General features: G+C 41.6%; 17 protein-coding genes. 5 read left to right on the top strand and 12 right to left on the bottom strand.

Features of this window, described 5'->3' with window-relative positions:
- The first annotated feature begins 381 nt into the window (after positions 1-381).
- The 3 genes from nagE (at position 382) to ABC357_RS22155 (ending at position 3,477) form a co-directional block, all read left to right on the top strand.
- Entirely contained in the window at positions 382-1,764 is a 1,383-nt protein-coding gene (gene nagE / locus ABC357_RS22165) for an N-acetylglucosamine-specific PTS transporter subunit IIBC (RefSeq protein WP_412889693.1), read from the top strand.
- A gap of 91 nt (positions 1,765-1,855) precedes the next feature.
- Positions 1,856-2,584: a hypothetical protein gene (locus ABC357_RS22160; RefSeq protein ID WP_412889692.1), complete on the top strand. Its 729-nt coding sequence runs from the start codon at positions 1,856-1,858 to the stop codon at positions 2,582-2,584.
- A gap of 122 nt (positions 2,585-2,706) precedes the next feature.
- Positions 2,707-3,477, top strand: coding sequence for a MerR family transcriptional regulator (locus ABC357_RS22155; protein ID WP_412889691.1), 771 nt, complete (start codon positions 2,707-2,709; stop codon positions 3,475-3,477).
- 65 nt (positions 3,478-3,542) lie between these two features.
- Here ABC357_RS22155 and ABC357_RS22150 read toward each other — a convergent pair whose 3' ends face one another.
- From ABC357_RS22150 to ABC357_RS22130, 5 genes are read right to left on the bottom strand one after another with little or no spacing between them, the layout of a single operon-like run.
- The gene (locus ABC357_RS22150) at positions 3,543-4,616 is read right to left on the bottom strand and encodes an ABC transporter substrate-binding protein (RefSeq protein ID WP_412889690.1); all 1,074 of its coding nucleotides are present in this window, start codon (positions 4,614-4,616) and stop codon (positions 3,543-3,545) included.
- A complete protein-coding gene (locus tag ABC357_RS22145) occupies positions 4,613-5,413 on the bottom strand; it encodes an ABC transporter permease (RefSeq protein WP_412889689.1) in 801 nt (266 codons plus the stop codon). The genes ABC357_RS22150 and ABC357_RS22145 overlap by 4 nt, the downstream gene beginning before the upstream one ends.
- Complete coding sequence (locus ABC357_RS22140) at positions 5,400-6,212, bottom strand: ABC transporter permease (RefSeq protein ID WP_412889688.1); 813 nt, start codon at positions 6,210-6,212, stop codon at positions 5,400-5,402. Before ABC357_RS22140 ends, ABC357_RS22145 begins: the two co-directional genes overlap by 14 nt.
- Entirely contained in the window at positions 6,202-7,308 is a 1,107-nt protein-coding gene (locus tag ABC357_RS22135; RefSeq protein WP_412889687.1) for an ABC transporter ATP-binding protein, read from the bottom strand. The genes ABC357_RS22140 and ABC357_RS22135 overlap by 11 nt, the downstream gene beginning before the upstream one ends.
- 48 nt (positions 7,309-7,356) lie before the next feature.
- On the bottom strand, positions 7,357-7,902 hold the full coding sequence (locus ABC357_RS22130; RefSeq protein WP_412889686.1) for a helix-turn-helix domain-containing protein: 546 nt from the start codon (positions 7,900-7,902) through the stop codon (positions 7,357-7,359).
- A 399-nt stretch (positions 7,903-8,301) separates the two neighbouring features.
- Between ABC357_RS22130 and ABC357_RS22125 the strand changes: the two genes are divergently transcribed.
- Positions 8,302-8,784, top strand: a complete 483-nt coding sequence (locus ABC357_RS22125) for a flavodoxin domain-containing protein (RefSeq protein WP_412889685.1) — start codon at positions 8,302-8,304, stop codon at positions 8,782-8,784.
- Positions 8,785-8,934: 150 nt separating this feature from the next.
- On the opposite strand, the gene ABC357_RS22120 is transcribed toward ABC357_RS22125, so the two are convergent.
- From ABC357_RS22120 to ABC357_RS22100, 5 genes are all read right to left on the bottom strand, one after another.
- Positions 8,935-9,897, bottom strand: coding sequence for a siderophore ABC transporter substrate-binding protein (locus ABC357_RS22120; RefSeq protein WP_412889684.1), 963 nt, complete (start codon positions 9,895-9,897; stop codon positions 8,935-8,937).
- A gap of 22 nt (positions 9,898-9,919) precedes the next feature.
- The gene (locus ABC357_RS22115) at positions 9,920-10,678 is read right to left on the bottom strand and encodes an iron ABC transporter ATP-binding protein (RefSeq protein WP_412889683.1); all 759 of its coding nucleotides are present in this window, start codon (positions 10,676-10,678) and stop codon (positions 9,920-9,922) included.
- A complete protein-coding gene (locus tag ABC357_RS22110) occupies positions 10,675-11,622 on the bottom strand; it encodes an iron chelate uptake ABC transporter family permease subunit (RefSeq protein WP_412889682.1) in 948 nt (315 codons plus the stop codon). Before ABC357_RS22110 ends, ABC357_RS22115 begins: the two co-directional genes overlap by 4 nt.
- A complete protein-coding gene (locus ABC357_RS22105; RefSeq protein ID WP_412889681.1) occupies positions 11,615-12,565 on the bottom strand; it encodes an ABC transporter permease in 951 nt (316 codons plus the stop codon). The genes ABC357_RS22110 and ABC357_RS22105 overlap by 8 nt, the downstream gene beginning before the upstream one ends.
- Positions 12,566-12,851: 286 nt before the next feature.
- The gene (locus tag ABC357_RS22100) at positions 12,852-13,196 is read right to left on the bottom strand and encodes a hydrolase (RefSeq protein ID WP_412889680.1); all 345 of its coding nucleotides are present in this window, start codon (positions 13,194-13,196) and stop codon (positions 12,852-12,854) included.
- Positions 13,197-13,660: 464 nt separating this feature from the next.
- Here ABC357_RS22100 and ABC357_RS22095 point away from each other — a divergent pair, with 464 nt between their 5' ends.
- Positions 13,661-15,961, top strand: coding sequence for a YhgE/Pip family protein (locus ABC357_RS22095; RefSeq protein ID WP_412889679.1), 2,301 nt, complete (start codon positions 13,661-13,663; stop codon positions 15,959-15,961).
- Between the two features lie 191 nt (positions 15,962-16,152).
- Here the strand turns inward: ABC357_RS22095 and ABC357_RS22090 are convergent, their stop codons facing one another.
- Positions 16,153-17,766 (bottom strand): glycosyltransferase, encoded by a 1,614-nt coding sequence (locus ABC357_RS22090; protein ID WP_412889678.1) that lies wholly within the window; start codon positions 17,764-17,766, stop codon positions 16,153-16,155.
- A gap of 3 nt (positions 17,767-17,769) precedes the next feature.
- Positions 17,770-18,861 (bottom strand): tetratricopeptide repeat-containing glycosyltransferase family 2 protein, encoded by a 1,092-nt coding sequence (locus tag ABC357_RS22085; RefSeq protein WP_412889677.1) that lies wholly within the window; start codon positions 18,859-18,861, stop codon positions 17,770-17,772.
- Between the last annotated feature and the right edge of the window lie 26 nt (positions 18,862-18,887).

Genomic DNA, 18,887 nt, shown 5'->3' with positions numbered 1-18,887 from the left:
ACTGAAAAAAAGGTCAAGGGCTTCTTTTTTTATTTAATTTAGCCGATTCAATTTTGCTATGCATAAACTCCTTCACCAAGGGAATAATATTACAATAACTTTATTCTTGATTTTTATTGTTTGTTATGATTTTCACATAATAAACTTACAGTTTTAACAAATTGAACACAATTGGTAACGCTTTATTTTCATATAATTACATTTATGTATTTATTTAAATTCACAAAACAGACATATAATGTGGTTTATAATCGGTCTATACCAGTATTTATACTGATATAATGAAACAGTGCGAAATTGAGAATTTTCAACTCGAAAAATCTCCGAACTTTTTCTTATAATTTGTTTTTCGCAACACTTATTTTTAGGAGGAAACAACTTATGTTAGGTTTCTTACAACGTATTGGTAAGTCATTGATGCTTCCAATCGCAGTTCTTCCTGCAGCAGGTCTGATCCTTCGCTTTGGACAAGATGACTTATTGGGCATCCCATTCCTTGCGAAATCTGGGGACGCGATCTTTGCAAACTTAGCTCTTATATTCGCCATCGGCGTCGCCGTCGGCTGGGCAAAAGACAACAGTGGTGCCGCTGGTCTTGCCGGGGTAGTTGGTTATTTAGTTTTAACAAATGGCACACAAGCAATCAATCCTGATATTAATATGGGTGCACTTGGCGGTATTATAGCCGGTCTTGTTTCTGGGGCTTTATACAACCGTTTTCATAACATTAAACTCCCAGATTATTTAGGATTCTTCAGCGGACGACGATTCGTTCCCATTATTACTTCTGTTACGATGCTGGTTCTTGCTTTTGCTTTCGGTTATGTATGGCCTCCAATCCAGGACGCTATCCACGCATTCGGTAACTGGATTATTTCCCTTGGTTCAATCGGTGCAGGTATCTTCGGTCTAGTTAACCGTCTATTGATTCCTATCGGATTGCACCATGTAGTCAATACATTGTTCTGGTTTGACTTCGGAACATTCACGAACGCTGCTGGCGAAGTGGTTAAAGGGGATATCGCCCGTTTCTTCGCTGGAGACAAAACAGCAGGTCTATATATGACAGGGTTCTTCCCAATCATGATGTTCGGACTTCCTGCAGCGGCACTTGCGATGATTGCTACTGCTAAACCTGAAAGACGTAAAGCAACTGCTGGTATGTTGATCTCACTTGGATTGACTGCCTTCATTACAGGTATCACAGAGCCTATCGAATTCTCATTCATGTTCCTGGCTCCTGCTCTATACGGTGTCCATGCTGTCCTTACAGGTACATCCATGGCACTTACAGCCTTCCTGGGCATTAAGGATGGATTTACATTCAGTGCCGGCGGTATTGACTTCTTACTGAACTTCAACATCGCTACTAAGCCTTGGCTGCTATTATTGATCGGTATCATTTATGGAGTGATCTACTTTGTTCTATTCTACTTCTTGATCCGTACGTTCAACATCAAGACTCCTGGTCGTGAAGATGAAGCGGATGAAATTGAAGTGGATGAGGAAGGAAATGGCGGCGGAGATAAATATGCGGCTCTTGGCGCCCGTTATATGGAAGCTCTTGGCGGCAAAGAAAACTTAAGCAATATTGACAACTGCGTGACTCGCCTGCGTTTGAAAGTAAATGATATGGGTAAAGTCAACGAAGCTGAACTTAAGAAAATCGGCGCTAAAGGTGTCATCAAACTAAACAAAACAGATCTTCAAGTTATTGTTGGGACAGATGTTGAATTTGTTGCCGACCATATGAGAAAGATGTAATACGCTACACACATAGAAAGCCTGAAGCATAGGAATCTGGAATCCTGCTTCAGGCTTTCTTTTTATAGACTATTCCACCGGGGAGGTACGTATGAAAAGTTCCCATGCTCAGTTACTGGCGCGAGGCAAGGTTACACCCGCAGAATTACAGCCATTTACCCATTATACAAAAGAAGAATTAACGGCACTGCTTGCTTCGCCTAAAGCGCATATAAGGACCATCGCCATCACACAATTGGTTGAAAACGATGGATTAAACGATGATGTAATCATCCTTTTTCTCCAATCTCTCAAACAGGAAGACAAACTGTATACAAAGCTTGCTTTATGCGAAGCCCTATCAAAAGGCGGCATCATTTCTGCCGAAAGAATGGTAGCTTATCTTGGAAAAATAGGCTCGAACCAGCACACCTGCCTGCCCGCGGAGCCTTCCAAAAAAACAGGCTATCCCTTGCCGAGAGATATTATTGCCAGAACTCTTTCTCATATGGGGCCGGAAATTCTCCTTGTTCTTCTCAATGTTCTCAAAACCGGCCGCGCCTCTGCCGTCAGCGAAGCGATCGATGCAATAGGATTCATCTGTTTTCATAATAAAATCAGCTCCGAAACCGAAACGCAAATTGCCGCCGCCTTAGCGGCTTGCTTAGAACTCTTTAAGGATGATGCCGTTATCCGCTGGAAAGTGGTCAGAGCTTTCGAAAGCTTTTATAGCGAAGACATTCTCCATACATTAACATTGATAGCAAAACAAGATAGCCAGTCGACCATTAGAAAAGAAGCCCAACGGTCTCTCCGTATCATTCGCCAGCGGCAGACATAGGTTCTTTTTCGCCTTTAGCATGCAGCAAGGTAATCCCTATAGGCCCTACTAAACATTCAAGGACCTTTTCAAAAAAATATTTGACTCTAACGCAACGTCATAGCTTACGATTAAATCAGGAGGTGATTGATTTGTATAGAATCAGCGAATTGGCGGCCCTTGCCGATATAAGCGTACGGACACTGCACCATTACGATGCCATCGGATTGCTGAAGCCCGATACATTGACGGAATCAGGCTATCGGTTATACTCTGCTGACAACCTCGCAACATTGCAGCAAATTCTCTTTTTCAAGGAAATCGGTTTCCCCTTGCAGGAAATCAAAGCGATCATCCATAGTCCATCCTTCGATAGAGAAAAGGCCCTCCACCAGCATCGGGAGCTTTTGGAAAAGAAAGTTGCAAGGCTTCAATCCATGATATCAACAATCGATCTCACTCTCGACCATACTAAAGGAGAGACTGCTATGAGTGAAAAAGAGTTATTCAAAGGATTCAGCATGAAAGAAATAGAAAAGCACCAAAAGAAATATCGCCAGGAAGCGATCGACCGTTATGGTGAAGAAGCGATAACGGAAACTGAGAAAAAAACAAATTCCTATCAACAAGAAGATTGGCAATCCATCCAGCATGAAATGGAGCAGATCTACTTCCTTTTTGTTAAGGCTATGCCTCTTGGCCACGATTCAACCGAGGCACAGACGGCTGCTTCCGAATGGAGGAAATATATAAGCGGCCATTTCTATGACTGCACATTGGAAATCTTCCGCGGCCTGGCAGATTTGTATGTGGATGACGAGCGCTTCACCGCCAATATAGACCGTTATCAGAAAGGATTGGCCGCCTTTATGAAGAATGCGATTGTCCATTATTGCAATGAATGCAAACAGTAAAAAACATCAACTGTCCATTGGGCAGTTGATGTTTTTTTAATTGAAAACCGCATATTTCACGTTTTTTATTTACTATGCATTTTGAATTCAAGGAAGAGCTCATTATAATAAGCCAGCATCCGTTTACCGAGGTTTTCATAGACCTCTAATTTATCGGTCAATTCCGGATTCGGATAGAACCGTTTATCGCCGGAAATCTCTTTCGGCAAATACGCCAATGCCGCTTTATTTGGTGTTGAATATCCCACATATTCGGTATTCTTAGCGGCGTTTTTCGGATCAAGCATAAAGTTCATGAACGCATACGCGCCATCTAGGTTTTTCGCTGTTTTCGGAATAACCATGTTATCAAACCAAAGATTGGATCCTTCTTTCGGCACTACATAATCCAACTTATCATTTTCGCTCATGATTTCGGAAGCATCCCCTGACCAAACAACCCCAACAGCAGCTTCTTCATTGGCGATCAGCATTTTGATTTCATCACCGACAATCGCCTTGACATTCGGAGTCATTTTATCAAGCTTTTCTTTCGCTTGGACCAGATGGGCTTTATTGCGGTCATTCAATGAATAATGCAGGCTGTTCAGCCCCATTCCCATTACTTCACGCGCTCCGTCCACTAGGAGAATTTTGTTTCTCAGGTCTTTATCCCAAAGGTCGTTCCAGCTGGTGATCGTTTTTCCATGCAACATCTCTTTATTGTATACAATACCGACTGTACCCCAGAAGTAAGGGATTGAATATTTGTTTTTCTGGTCAAAAGGAAGATCCATAAAACGGCTGTCGATATTCTTCAGATTAGGCAGCTTGCTATGGTCGATGGGAATGAGCAGTTTTTCTTCCTTCATTTTTGAAATGGCGTATTCCGACGGAACCGCAATATCAAAAGTGGTTCCTCCCTGCTCGATCTTTGTCATCATTGCTTCGTTGGAATCAAATGTCTGATAAATGACCTTATAGCCTGTTTCCTTCTCGAATTTTTTGATTAAATCAGGATCGATATAGTCCCCCCAGTTAAAAATGGTCACTGTTTTATCTCCGGAATACCCTTCCGAGGCATTAAGATGATGGATAACATACAGTGCCCCAAATGAGATGACAAAAACAAGTATGAATACTCTAGTCAATTGTTTCATTTCTTCACACCCACTTTCGGGCGATTATTGCGTTGGTTAATAAAGTAATATCCGATGACCAACACGATTGTAAATAGGAAAATCAAAGTTGACAATGCATTGATTTGCAAGGATATTCCCCGTCTTGCCAGTGAGTAGATTTCAACTGACAGTGTAGAGAATCCATTGCCTGTCACAAAGAATGTAACAGCGAAATCATCTAGGGAATACGTCAACGCCATAAAGAAACCCGCAAAAATCCCAGGCGTAATATAAGGGATGATGACCTTCGATAAGACATCCCATTTGCTCGCTCCCAAATCGGTTGCAGCATCAATCAAGGAAGTGCTCATCTCCTGGAGTTTCGGCAATACCATGATGACAACAATCGGTATGGAAAAAGCGATATGGGACATCAACACGGATACAAATCCAAGCTTAATTCCGATAATCGTGAATAGGATCAGGAAGGAAGCACCGATAATTACATCCGGGCTTACAATCAAAACATTATTCAACGAAAGAATGGTGTTTTTTGCTTTATTATTCTTTACATACATGATTGACAAAGCTCCCAATACGCCGATGATAGTCGAAATAGCGGAGGATAATAAGGCAATGACCAATGTATTCAAGACAATAATCCATAAGCGTGTATCCTGCAGCACCTCTTTATACCAGTCCAATGTGAATCCATCAAATCCGGTCATGTTGCCGGCACTGTTAAACGAATAGAACATCAGATAGAAAATCGGCGCATAAAGTATGAAGAATACAACAAACAAATAAATAGTAGATAGCTTACTATTTTTTTTCATGTTTCATCCCCCGCTTCCGATTCCCAGTCACGCCCATGATGATAAACATGACAATAATTAAAAATACGGCAATGGTGGCTCCCATTCCCCAATCCTGGGTCACAAGGAAATGCTGCTCGATAGCAGTTCCCAATGTAATGACCCGGTTCCCGGCAATCAATCTTGTGATCATGAAGAGTGAAAGCGACGGAATGAATACAGCTTGGCAGCCTGCCTTGACCCCTTCGATTGTCAAAGGGAAGACGACACGCTTGAATGTAATCCAATTCGATGCCCCAAGATCAAGTGACGCAGACAGCAAGGATGGATTCAATTTTTCTAACGCATTGAAAATCGGCAGAATCATGAATGGTATGAAAATGTAGACAGATACAAAAATAAAGCTAAAGTCTGTAAACATAATCTGTTTTGAACCGATGCCGATCATATCAAAAAATGAATTGATAGGACCATACGTGCCAAAGATTCCGATGAATGCATATGCCTTTAACAACAAATTGATCCATGAAGGCAAAATAATTAATAATAACCATAATTGCTTATGCTTTGTTTTGGTCAGCAAGTATGCAGTTGGGTATGCGACCAATAATGAAAACACCGTGATCAAAAAAGCATACCAAAATGAGCTCAAGACCATCTTTAAATAAACAGGCGTAAAGAATTTTTGATAATTAACGAGTGAAAAGCTGCCTTCAATATCAAAAAACGAAAAGTAGACAACGAGAGCAATAGGCGCAATGACGAACATCAAAATCCATAAATAATATGGAATGGAGTATAGGTATCGATTAATCTTCATGGTCAGCCTCTTCATAGGCTTCCAGACGCGCATCGAATTCTTCCTCCGTCTCGCCTGGACGCATGACGTGAATTGCCTCCGGATCAAAGAACAGTCCTATTTCCTCGCCCACCAAAGCTTTCTTGGTTGAGTGGACAAGCCATTCGTTGCCATCTTTATCATAGCAAGAGATTTCGTAATGGACTCCGCGGAATAATTGAGTATCCACCTTCACCTGAAGCTTTCCGTGCTCCGGCTGTGTAATCTCCAGGTCTTCGGGGCGAATGACTATTTCAATGGCTTCATTGGGCTTCAACCCGGCATCTACACATTCAAACTGTTTTCCGGTAAATTCCACTAAATAATCCTCGATCATCTTACCTTTGACGATATTTGATTCACCAATGAAATCGGCCACAAAACGGTTAATCGGCTCATCGTAAATATCAATAGGCGTACCGCTTTGTTCGATATTGCCTTTGTTCAAAACAAAGATTTCATCGCTCATGGCAAGCGCTTCTTCCTGGTCATGAGTAACGAAAATAAATGTAATCCCGAGACGGCGCTGAAGCTCTCTCAATTCATATTGCATTTCAGTCCGCAATTTCAAATCCAATGCCGATAACGGTTCATCGAGCAGAATAACTTCAGGTTCATTTACGATTGCTCTGGCAATGGCGACGCGCTGTCTTTGACCGCCGGACATTTCGCTGATTTCTCTGTTTTCGTATCCTTCCAAGTTAACGAACTTCAAAGCTTCCTTTACCTTTTGGGTAATGGCACTATTTTTCATTTTTTTGATTCTCAGGCCGAACGCTACATTCTCGAACACATTCAAATGCGGAAAAAGGGCATAATCCTGGAATACAGTGTTAACCTGCCTTTGATTCGCGGGAACTTTATTGATCAGCTTGTTATTAAAATAGATTTTACCGCTGGAAGGGCTGATAAAACCTGCAATCAAGCGAAGAATCGTTGTCTTTCCGCAACCGGACGGGCCAAGGAGTGTGTAGAACTTGCCACGCTCAATTTCAAAATTCACTTCATTTAATACGGGAGGGTCGTCATCATATTGTTTAGTGACGCCTTCAAATCGAATAATGCTTTGCTCTGTCATTGTAGTCTCCTTTTCTCGGTATTCTCCATCTGGTAAGGGCATATCGGATTATAAGTATGAATCGGTAGCCACCAAAATTAACTGCGATTGGCCACTGCTTCTATTGACAATTTGATGCCTCTCCGAAGCATGGAAGTAAATGGCTTCCCCTGCCTTCGCATCATATTCATTTTTTCCTAAATACACCTTCACTTTTCCTTCAAGTACATAACCGAATGTTTCTGATAATGATGGTTCAAACACCTTGTATTCCCCTTCCTTTTGGAAAGTAAGAATAATCGGTTCCATTTCTTTTTCATTGGATTCCGGAACCAGCCACTGGATATGATAGCCCCTCTCTTCATCCTCGAAGCACGTTTGGTCTTCTTCCGTATAGACAACCTTTTGAATCTGGTCTTCTTCATTAAAGAACTCTTTAGGTGAACAGCCCAGCACTTCCAGGATATTAAAGAAAGTTTCAATGGAAGGAGAGCTTAAATCCCTCTCTAGCTGGGATATATATCCTTTGCTCAAATCGGTCCGTTCTCCCAATTCTTCTTGGGTTAAACCTTTCTTCAATCGTAGATTTTTAATTTTCCTGCCGATTAATTGCATGATTAAATAACCTCAATATTGTTTAAAGTTAGTAAACCCCGAGTAACTATTGTTTATTGTTACCTTACTCCAAGTTTACTTTTACCATTAGCAATTATACAAGATTGTTGCAAAACTTCAATAGAAATTCCTAAATTTCGACAACAAATTTTATGGATACACATAATTCTTCTTCCATGCATCCTAATTTTAAGGAACGCATTCTCTTTATGTATTCACTCCCGACATTTTTTCAAACAATATCGAACTGTTTTTATGCTGATGCTGCACATTTAGTTTTCTCCCATCGCTCAGAAGGATTCATGCAGCGCAAGAAAAATTACGCATTTTAAATTATTCTAGAAAAATATATACTAAGCTTTATCTGTAGTCATTCTATCAAGAAAAAGGTGAGCTTCCATGAGTTGTTTTATCGTTTATGCGACTAAGTACGGTTCGACTGAAAGATGCGCTGAATATCTTCAACAACAAATTCCAGATTCCAAAATTGCCAATTTGGAAAATACAGACCCTTCGCTTACTGACATGGATACAATCATCATTGGAACACCCATCCGATTTGGGCAGATACATAAAGCGGTCCGGCAATTTATCACACAGCATGAAAGAGCTTTAATGAACCGCAATGTGCTCCTATTTCTATGTTGTGGAGTAGAAAAGCAGGCAGAGCAGTACTTTCAAGCGAACTTCCCGAAAGAGTTATCCGGCCATGCTCTGGTAAAAGCGGTGATGGGCGGAGAGCTGCCGATGCAAAACGCTACACGCTTTGATTCTTTTATATTGCGGATGGTCCAAAAAAAGATGTTTAATGAGGCAGAGACGCCGCCAAGCATCCATTTTGATCAATTGGATGAATTAGCCCGCATTGCCTGCCGAGTGTAGGCGACGGAGAACAATGCAGCCCGAGAGAGCTTCTACTCCCAGAAACCTTTTTGGCTAGACTTACAGTCATTTACCCACATGAAAACCCGCATCCGGGATATGGATGCGGGTTTTTTTATAAAAAAAAGAGGGGGGCTCTTTTTTCAACACTTATTTTGTAATGGCGCTAGAAATTTCATTGACCATTTCAGAGACAGATTCCAATCCGCCTCCGGATAAATACCAATAATCAGGATCTAAGTAAACAATATGCCCATTTTTATAAGCATTTGTCTTTTTAACTAAATCATTCTCGATTGTTTTCTTTGTTGAAGATTCCTTGCCGCTTTCCTGTACAACTTTATCGCGGTCAACTACGAATAAGAAGTCTGGGTTTTCCTTCAAAACATATTCAAATGAGGCTGTTTGGCCGTGTGGTGTAGAGTTATCTATTTTTTTATCCACTGGCGTTACACCGAACTCATCATGTATAATTCCAAAGCGTGAGCCAGGACCAAATGCACTGATCTTGCCGCCTGCAGAAATAAGGATTAACCCTTTCTTGCTTGGATCCACCTTCGCTTTCAAATCTTCCACAGAGTTATCAACCTTCGCCAATTCTTCTTTTGCTTGGTCTTCCTTGTCAAAAATTTGGCCGATTGTTTCTACATTTTTCTTAAATGATTCCATATACTTCTTCGTATCGACCCCCATATAAATAGTAGGGGCAATTTCACTGAATTGGTCGTATGAATCTGCTTGTCTTCCAGAAATGATGATCAAATCAGGTTGGATTTCATTGATTGCTTCAAAATCAGGTTCCTTTAAGCCGCCGACATTCTTATACTTATCATCGTTATATTGCTTCAAATAGGATGGGATATTTTGTTTAGGGACGCCTGTCACTTCAATACCCAATTTATCAAGAGTATCCAAAGTACCAAAGTCGAATACAACGACTTTTTTCGGATTCACTTTCACTTTTGTCGTGCCGTAATCATGCTTAACCGTTATTTCTTTCTGTTCTCCATTGCTGCCGCTGCTCTTCTCGCCATCGGCTTTCTCCTGCGTGCCGCATGCCGCCAATAGTAGTGTAAATAGAGCAAACATAATCGTTATTAACGATTTTTTCATTTTCTGCACCTCTGTCCATTATTTACGTAAAATATACGCATATTTTTTGGCAATTTACATTTTGTATAGCAATATCCATATCATAAATTTCTCTTAGTACATCCGAATTGATAATATCATCGGCCGGTCCTTCCTTTACGATCCTGCCGTCCTTCAATGCCACAATATAGTCGGAATAGCAGGAGGCAAAATTGATATCATGGATGACGATCACAATCGTCTTATCCAATTCATTTACAAGCCGGCGAAGGATTTTCATGATTTGGACGGAATGTTTCATATCCAGGTTATTGAGCGGCTCATCCAACAGAATATACTCTGTATCCTGGGCAATGACCATTGCTATGTATGCCCGCTGCTTTTGGCCGCCGCTGAGTTGGTCCAGATACTTATCCTGAAGATCCGTCAATTCCATATATGCGATGGCTTCATCTACCTTCTCCCAATCATCCTTCTTGAGACGGCCCTGGGAGTATGGGAATCTCCCGAACGATACAAGCTCGCGAATAGTCAAACGAACATTGATATGGTTCGATTGCTTTAGGATTGCAATTTTGCGGGCAAGTTCATTGCTTTTGATCTTGCCTATATCATTGCCCTCAATCAACACTTCGCCAGTATCTCTGGCAATCAAACGGCTGATCATCGACAACAACGTACTTTTACCGGCGCCATTCGGTCCGATGAAAGACGTGATCTTCCCCTTCTGAATGCTGACAGTAACATCATCCACAACACTTTTCGCACCATACAACTTCGTTACATTCGCTACTTCTATCATGTCCGATTCTCCTTTAGTAGAAGGTATATAAAGTAAATGCCACCGATGAAATTAATGATGACACTCAGTGTAGTGGAGAAAGTGAATACTCTCTCCACCAACAAAAGGCCGCCGACCAGAGAAACAATACTGATTAATACAGAAGCAAGGATCAAATACGTATGCTTATATGTCTTAATGAATTGATAGGCTACATTTACGACAAGCAAGCCCAAAAATGTGATCGGGCCTACCAATGCGGTTGAAATGGAAATCAGGACCGCTACAACAACAAGCAGCCTTCTAACCACATAGTCATAAGGGACTCCCAGGTTAATGGCTTGCTCCCTTCCCAGTGCCAGTACATCCAAATATTTAATGAATCTCAATGAATATAAGGCAATGGCCACCACTCCTATAATGGAAATGGTTAATAAATCTGTATTCACGTTATTGAAACTCGCAAACATTTTATCTTGAATTCTTGTATACTCATCCGGATCGATAAGGACTTGCATAAAGGTGGAAGCGCTTTGAAAGAGTGTCCCAAAGACCAGCCCCAATAAAAGCAAGAAATAGAGATTTTGCCCTTCACGCTTGAAAAGCAACCTGTATAGGAAGCCGACAAACACAATCATCAGAACGACTGTTATCAGGAAATTGACATTTTTATTAACTACCGTTAAAGTTGTTGACCCGAATGCAAAAATCAGCACCGTCTGGATCAGCATATAGAGCGAATCAAGCCCAATGATGCTCGGTGTCAATATACGGTTATTTGTGATGGTCTGGAAGACGACTGTTGAAAAAGCGATGCATGTACCTGTCAGAACAACCGCCAGCATCTTATATCCGCGCCTTGGCAACACATAATCCGGGTAGTTGCCCATTTCCGTAAACATGAACACTCCTATCAGGACAACAGCAATCATTGCCACTAATCCCAGTTTTGCTTTATCATTCATAGGCCTTTCTCCTTAATAGCAAGTAAGCAAAGATGGCACTGCCTATCACACCGACTGTCATTCCAATCGGAATTTCGTATGGGAAGATGACCAAACGGCCGAGCACATCGCAAGCAAGTATAAACACTGCCCCCAACAGAGCTGTGTGGGGAAGATTATTCTTCAGATGATCTCCCTTATAGATTGAAACGATATTCGGTATGATCAGCCCTAGAAAAGGGATTGTCCCGACTGTCAGGATCACAACAGCTGTAATCATTGCCACTAAAATCAAGCCGGTATTGACTACTCTCTTATATTTCAGTCCCAGATTTAAGGCAAAATCCTCGCCCATCCCTGCAACTGTGAATTTATTGGCAAATAAATAAGCAATTATCATCAAAGGGATCGAAATATAGATCATTTCATATCTGCCTCTCATAATGCCGGAGAAATCCCCCTGCAGCCATGCAGACATGTTTTGGATCAGATTGTGTTTATAGGCAAAAAACGTGGTAATCGAATTCACGATATTACCGAACATCAAGCCTACAAGAGGAATAAAAATCGCATCCTTGAATTTTATCCTATCGAGTATTTTCATGAAAATAAGTGTGCCCGCCAATGCAAAAACAAAAGCGACAATCACCTTTTCCATTTGGGAAGCCGATGTAAAAACAAGCATACTCACCATAATCCCCAACCGGGCGGAGTCCATTGTTCCCGCCGTTGTCGGCGAAACAAATTTATTCCTTGTCAACTGCTGCATAATCAATCCGGCAAGACTCATACTCATTCCTGCCACAATTATGCTGACGAGCCGGGGCAATCGGCTGATCAATAGAATTTCAGCTTGTTCATCGCTCAAGCTGAACAAATCCAAGGGAGATACATCACTCACTCCGATGAAGATGCTTATAAATGATAATAGGATCAATGCCACAAGTAAGTATCTCTTCTTCATAAGTATCCTCTCTTCAACAACCTGCCATTTGATGACATTTTCTCTTCAAAAGATAATCATTCTCATTTATCAGCAAAAAAAATAAATCTTCTATGATTTCGCGAAATCTTATTCTTATCCTTACTTACCAATATTGAGAATATAACTACACTATAAATGATAATGATTATCATTACCGCTTGTCAATGGTTTTAGCGAATGTTTTTAAAACTTTTTTCTTTCCCGGATTGGGTCACTATATCAAAAAAACAGCTTTCATTTGAAAACTGTTTTTTTTGCACCACTATTAAAAGGTATCTTCATTATTCAGTGAGGTTTTTTCCAGGATGCCCATCGCTCCGATATGGGATTTGGTCTCTTCATCCCCCAGTTCATATATTTTGCTATATAGTTTAATCAATCGGTGATCGTATTCATCGTTCTGGGGATCATGATGATACTCCAAAAAGGGAATCTGCGACCTTCCGTACGTTTTCACATCACTTTCGTACAATTGGTTGGACAATAATTGCAAATCTTGATATTCCTTTTGCGTTGCTACAATACAGAACTGGCTATCTGCTTCTCCAGCTTGCTCTGAAATCTCCCCACTTTGTATACTAATATAATAAATTGTTTTTTCATCATCCATATTCGTCATCTCCTTTTTAGAAGATTTACCACAAAAAGGGAATTGTAATCCTCGTACACAAGTACTTTTCAAATAACGGTAAAAATAGTGCCCAGCTAAAACCACTACCGCAATTCCAACAAGCATCAATCATACCTTGCCGCACTCTGCATATAACCTGTCGATAGTCCTTTAATGAAGGGCGGGAACAAGCACTTTTCCTGTATTAATCCAAAAACAGCAATATGATACCAGTGTGAATAAAGCTAACTTGATGAAAAAATCTCTTCTAATCTATCGCCTTTTATATGTTCGCCATACTTTGGTGTTAGTGCATTAGACATGCTTTTTGTCTAAAACAGAAAAAATTTGATGAATAAAAAGAGGTTTTTTATATACTATTCAGAATATTATATAATTAAGAGTAAAATGAATGGTCATTCATTTTACTCTTAACCAAAAACTAAATATATTGGAGGTTATGTATGAAAGATTCTGCTGTATCATTAGCTAGAATGAAAGATAGGAAAGGCGTGATGATTGCGCTCATTGCCGCTATCCTGGTTCCCCTCATTTTTGCAGCCATTATTTTAACACCTTCCTGGGGCCCTTACGACAACCTGTCCAATTTGCCTGTCGCTGTCGTCAATGAAGATCATGGTGCTATGTCAGGCGATACACCGGTCAATGTCGGAAAAGATTTAGTAGCTGATTTAAAGCAGAACAAGACAATGGGATGGGATTTCGTCAGTGCCCGAGAAGCAAAAGAAGGCATGAAAAACTTAGACTATTATATGGTCATCGAAATTCCTAAAGATTTTTCAGAGAAAGTCACTACCGTATTAACAGCCAATCCGACCATTCCCGAACTGAAATACACTCAAAATGAAGGATTGCATTTCATGGCAGCTCAAGTCACCAAGAGTGCCACTGAAAAAATTCGGGAACAATTAGCCAACAAAATCACGGCAACTTACGCCCAGAACATGTTTGCACAACTGGGACAAGTAGCATCCGGATTTACTGACGGCGCAGAAGGCTCCAATAAACTCCATGAAGGTTCAGTTACATTAAAAGACGGAACAGGAAAGATTCTTGAGTCTCTCCAAACAAAATCCGCTGATATCTCTAAATTGGCTGACGGAACAAATGAATTGAAAAATGGCACAAACACAATGCTTCAATCTCTTCAGTCGAAAACATCCGATATCTCCAAATTGGCTGCTGGGACTGTTCAGGCCAAAAACGGAACAAGCCAATTGTTGCAAGCATTGCGCGGAGGATCAGGAGGCATCAATCAACTTGCCGCCGGTGCAAAGGAACTTGAGAAAGGTGCCAATTCCCTTCAGGCAGGATCAGGCCAGGTTCTATCCGGCCTTAAATCTGCTCAAAATGGAAGCAGCGCTTTAAATGACGGCTTATCCAAATTAGCCCCGGGAAGCAAAGAATTAGCCAATGGAGTAGGCGCTGCCGCCAGCGCTATCGGAACCCAATTGGAACCGGGAGCACAGCAAATTGCGGCTGGGCTTGAACAAATGGCCAAACATCCTTTACTGGGGCCGATTTTGGCTGCCAGCCCAGACTTCCAAAAATTGCTCACAGGCAGTAAACAATTAGCAGGCGGATTGAATCAATTAAAGGATAAGTCCGGATTGCTGAAAGCAGGGGCCGATCAAGTAGCCGGAGGTCTTGCACAGGCCGTTCCAGGAGCTGCACAATTAAATGGAGGCCTTGCTAAATTAGTAGAAGGACAAACACAAATCGTACAGGGTTCTTCCAAATTAGCAAACGGAGCAGGCCAGCTTTCAAATGGAAACGCTTCCTTAACGGGTTCTTGGAATAAGTTAACCTCTTCTGTCGCTACACTGGATAACGGAATGGCAACAATCAGCAATGGAAACCAATCAGTAAACAGCGGATGGAAAACGCTTACAGACGGCGCCCAAAAATTAAATACGGGCATGGTTCAAGTAAATGACGGGAACCAAACTGTTAAAACCGGATGGACAGCCCTTACAGATGGTGTCACAAAAGTGAATGCGGGCATTGGCCAGCTGGAAGACGGCAGTATGCAACTGGCTTCCGGATTAAAAAGCGGCGGAGATCGGGTCAATGAGCTGAGCGTGAACGATAATAATATTCAAATGTTCGCCTCCCCTGTTGAACTTCAGGGTAAAACCATTCATTCATTTCCGATGTACAGATATGCTAATGCTCCATATATCCTGTCTCTTGCCCTTTTTGTAGGCGTACTTATTTTGACCTTATTATTTGACATCAGAAGACCGGCAGACAGTGAAATCTCTGCTTTGAAATGGTTTGGAATCACATTCTCTAAATTGGCTGGGCTTGCTGCTATACAAGCTATAGTCATGAGTGCTTTTACTTTATTCTTTATCAAATTAAATGTCACCAATGGCCTTCTTTTGATGATTTTTGCGATTGTAGCCAGTATTACGTTTTTAGCAATTGTCTTCTTCCTGATCGCACTTGCCGGAAACATCGGTCGTTTTCTTGCTGTTGCATTCCTTGTCCTTCAATTATCCACTACAGGGGCAAGCTTGCCTGTCGCCATGCTTCCTGAAGGCCTGCGCACACTAAGTGCATGGCTGCCGATGCGCTATTCAATCGATAGCTTCCGCGCCCTCATATCCTTGGATAATCTCAGTTCGGCATGGGGCAATATGGCTATCCTGCTTATTTATCTAGTCTTAGCAGCCATTTTAATCGGGATCGTTTCACTAGCCGGCAAGTCTCGGGCGTCAAGCCAATCTGCACTTGATTAACCACTACTGTGGAAAACGCCCGCTTATCCCCGGAAAGCATAAAACGGGACACTGTCAAAGAAGGCTCTTTGCCTTTGACAGTAGCTTGGATGATGACCTCAAGGGGGATGGCGCTTGCAGCTAAAGATATTCACAGATGAAGTTTCCTACTAGTAAAGCAAGCCCCAGCCATTTAACTGGCTGGGGCTTCTTTATTCATGCAGCAGTTTTCTCATATAAGATTCCAGCTGCGGGATAATTTGATCATAATGAAACGTAGTAGCAGTCCTTCTGCCGTTAGCCGCCAGTGTTTCCCTTCTCGCCGGATCATCTAAAAGTGCAGCGACATGTTCCGCCAATTTCCAACTGTCCCCTGGCTCTGCCATCAAACAATTGTAGCCATTGAAGGCATATTCTTCAACGCCTCCGCAATTTGTCGTTATCACTGGAACCCCGCAGGACATTGCCTCTAACGGCGGCATGCCGAAGCCTTCATACCAGGAAGTATACAAAAATAAATCTGCCTGCTGATAATGGTTTATCAAATCCGTTTCTTTTGGATGGACAATATATTCAATAGGAAAAGCGGCCGTTACATTTGGGCGGGCCTGGCAAATCCATTTCACCTTAAACCGGTGTCCGCGCGCCCATACGATATTCAATGTTTTGATAGCATCATTAAAAGATTTGAATCGCAAATTCGGATTACCGACCAATAGAATAGTAGGCTCGCTGCTGATAGCCTTCGTTTCGGCCGGGGCATACTTATCCGGATCAATCCCATTAGGCAGAACTTCTGATTCCAGACCATAACGGGCAGACAGTACTCTCGACACAAAACGGGATACACTGATGATCGGGATGCCTGTTTTATAGCACAGCGCCAAGCTACTCCGGATGCCGTTTATATGCGAGTATTCAGGAATATCCCCAAACAAGGACTCGTGGCCTTGTTCCCAGTAAAAGACTGCCCCTTCCCAATTCTGCATTTCTACCAATTGATAGATCCAACCTGCAACCACTACATCGCACTCATCCGTGTGGTCCTTCAACAGATGGTGGTGCGGCACCAAAACTTCCTTATCCACGATTACATCTGTCCAATCCGGCAATACTGAACATCCCTCCTCCCCTTTAAAAAAAGCTGTTACATGATGCCCTCTCTTGCGAAGTAAATCCATTTGGTTCAATAGCATTTTCATGCCGCCTGTCATGCCATGATGAGGCAATAAATAACCAATCTTTAAAGGATCCCCTGTTTCAGCCTTTTTTTTTGGAGTAGGGTAGAACTTAAAAATATAAGCTCCATTATCGCCTACTTTCACTTCACTAAAGTGATAATCATAATCGGCAAAGTCTACAATCGACCATCGGCTTCTGTGCGTTTCCAAGACATTCCCTAAATATTCTCCTTGTGGAGAAGGAATGATGGGAGTCGAGACGATCAATGATGTGTTCGTGATCGATAATAGGTCATCAATTAACCGGAGCCCTTCTTCTTTTTCAAAATGCTCAAGGACGTCGATTAATAATAAAGTGTCGTACTTCTGGTCCAACTCGGGAAGAATGTTAAAAACATTCCCATAATGCATGCGGTCATATACATAATCATGTACTGGGTTTCTATACCCTTCAAATCCTTCAATGCCGTCCACTTGCAAATGCCAATCCGCTTTCTCATACCTTTCGTACGGAATATCGAATGCTTCACGGAGCAAAAGTCCATATTTTCCAAAACCAACTCCAATATCCAATACAGACTTAGGTTGGTCCATTACAACTAAATCAATAATTGCCGGAACTGCTTGATACCAACTTGTCGGCAATTCCTACACCTCCTTGGCTGACAGTAAGCTTTCCAGATAACGCTTATTATGCAGCACACTTGGATTGAAAGGCTGATAAAGGCCTGCCATCTCGTTATGATAATAGGCTTGCTCGTATTTTCCTACAGAGTCGTAGCAGACGCATAGCTGCAGATGGGGGAGCCATGTATAATACGCATAGTTAACAATCGTCCCCGTTGCTTTTACTCTGTCAAAATCAGATTCTGCAGCCTGTTTATACCAAAAAATAGCCTGTTCGAACTTCTTTTCTGCTAGACGAAGATATCCTAATTTGCAGCAAAGGCTTGCCCTTGGCAGATCATACGAAAAAGACTCATAGATATATTGTTCCGCTTCTTTGTTTTTGGTTAACTGAATTAAGGCTTCAGCCGCTTGGTCACATGCCCTGATACAATCTTCCACCCATCCCTTTTTAGTATCAAGAAAGGCACGGTAGTTCTCAACCGCCCGATCAAACAATGCATGATCAAAGCACTCATTCCCAAAGTAATACAAATCCCTCGGACTGAATTCCTCTTTTTGCGCCAATTTCTTTTCATATATTTTAAGGTTGCGATCCGACTTTCCTGTCTTTACACTTTTATGTGTTATACAGATATCGCTGTAAAATATTTTTCCGTACACTTCCAAAAACTCATGTACAACACCGATCCATTTGAATCCTCTAGACGTTTTCACCAAACGATTTCTATTTAAACTGCTGGTAGCTGCACCATTTCCATCGGTAGCCAATACATACACCATCTGGACAGAATCATAGGAAGGATCTAGCGACTCCTTAAGCTCTTGAAATTTTTTTCGGTCTTCTTCGAGAATTACATCATCGGCGTCCAGCCATAGTGTATATTCCTTAGTTGCTTTACTGAATCCATAATTGCGCGCTTTGGCAAAATCATCTTCCCATTCAAAATCATAAATTTTATCTGTATACCTTTTTGCAATCTTCTTCGTTTCATCAGTGGAACCTGTATCGATTATAACGATTTCTTCTACCATATCTGCTACGCTTTCCAGGCATCTGGACAATACTTTCTCCTCGTTTTTGACGATCATGCATAAACTGACCGAAATCAAAAAACCCCCTCCTATTCAAAAGCTGT

This window comes from Bacillus kalamii (assembly GCF_047238185.1).
In the GTDB taxonomy this organism is placed as follows: domain Bacteria; phylum Bacillota; class Bacilli; order Bacillales; family DSM-1321; genus Bacillus_AD.
The sequence above is the reverse complement of the archived record's forward strand: the minus strand, read 5'-3'. Positions and strand labels throughout refer to the sequence as shown.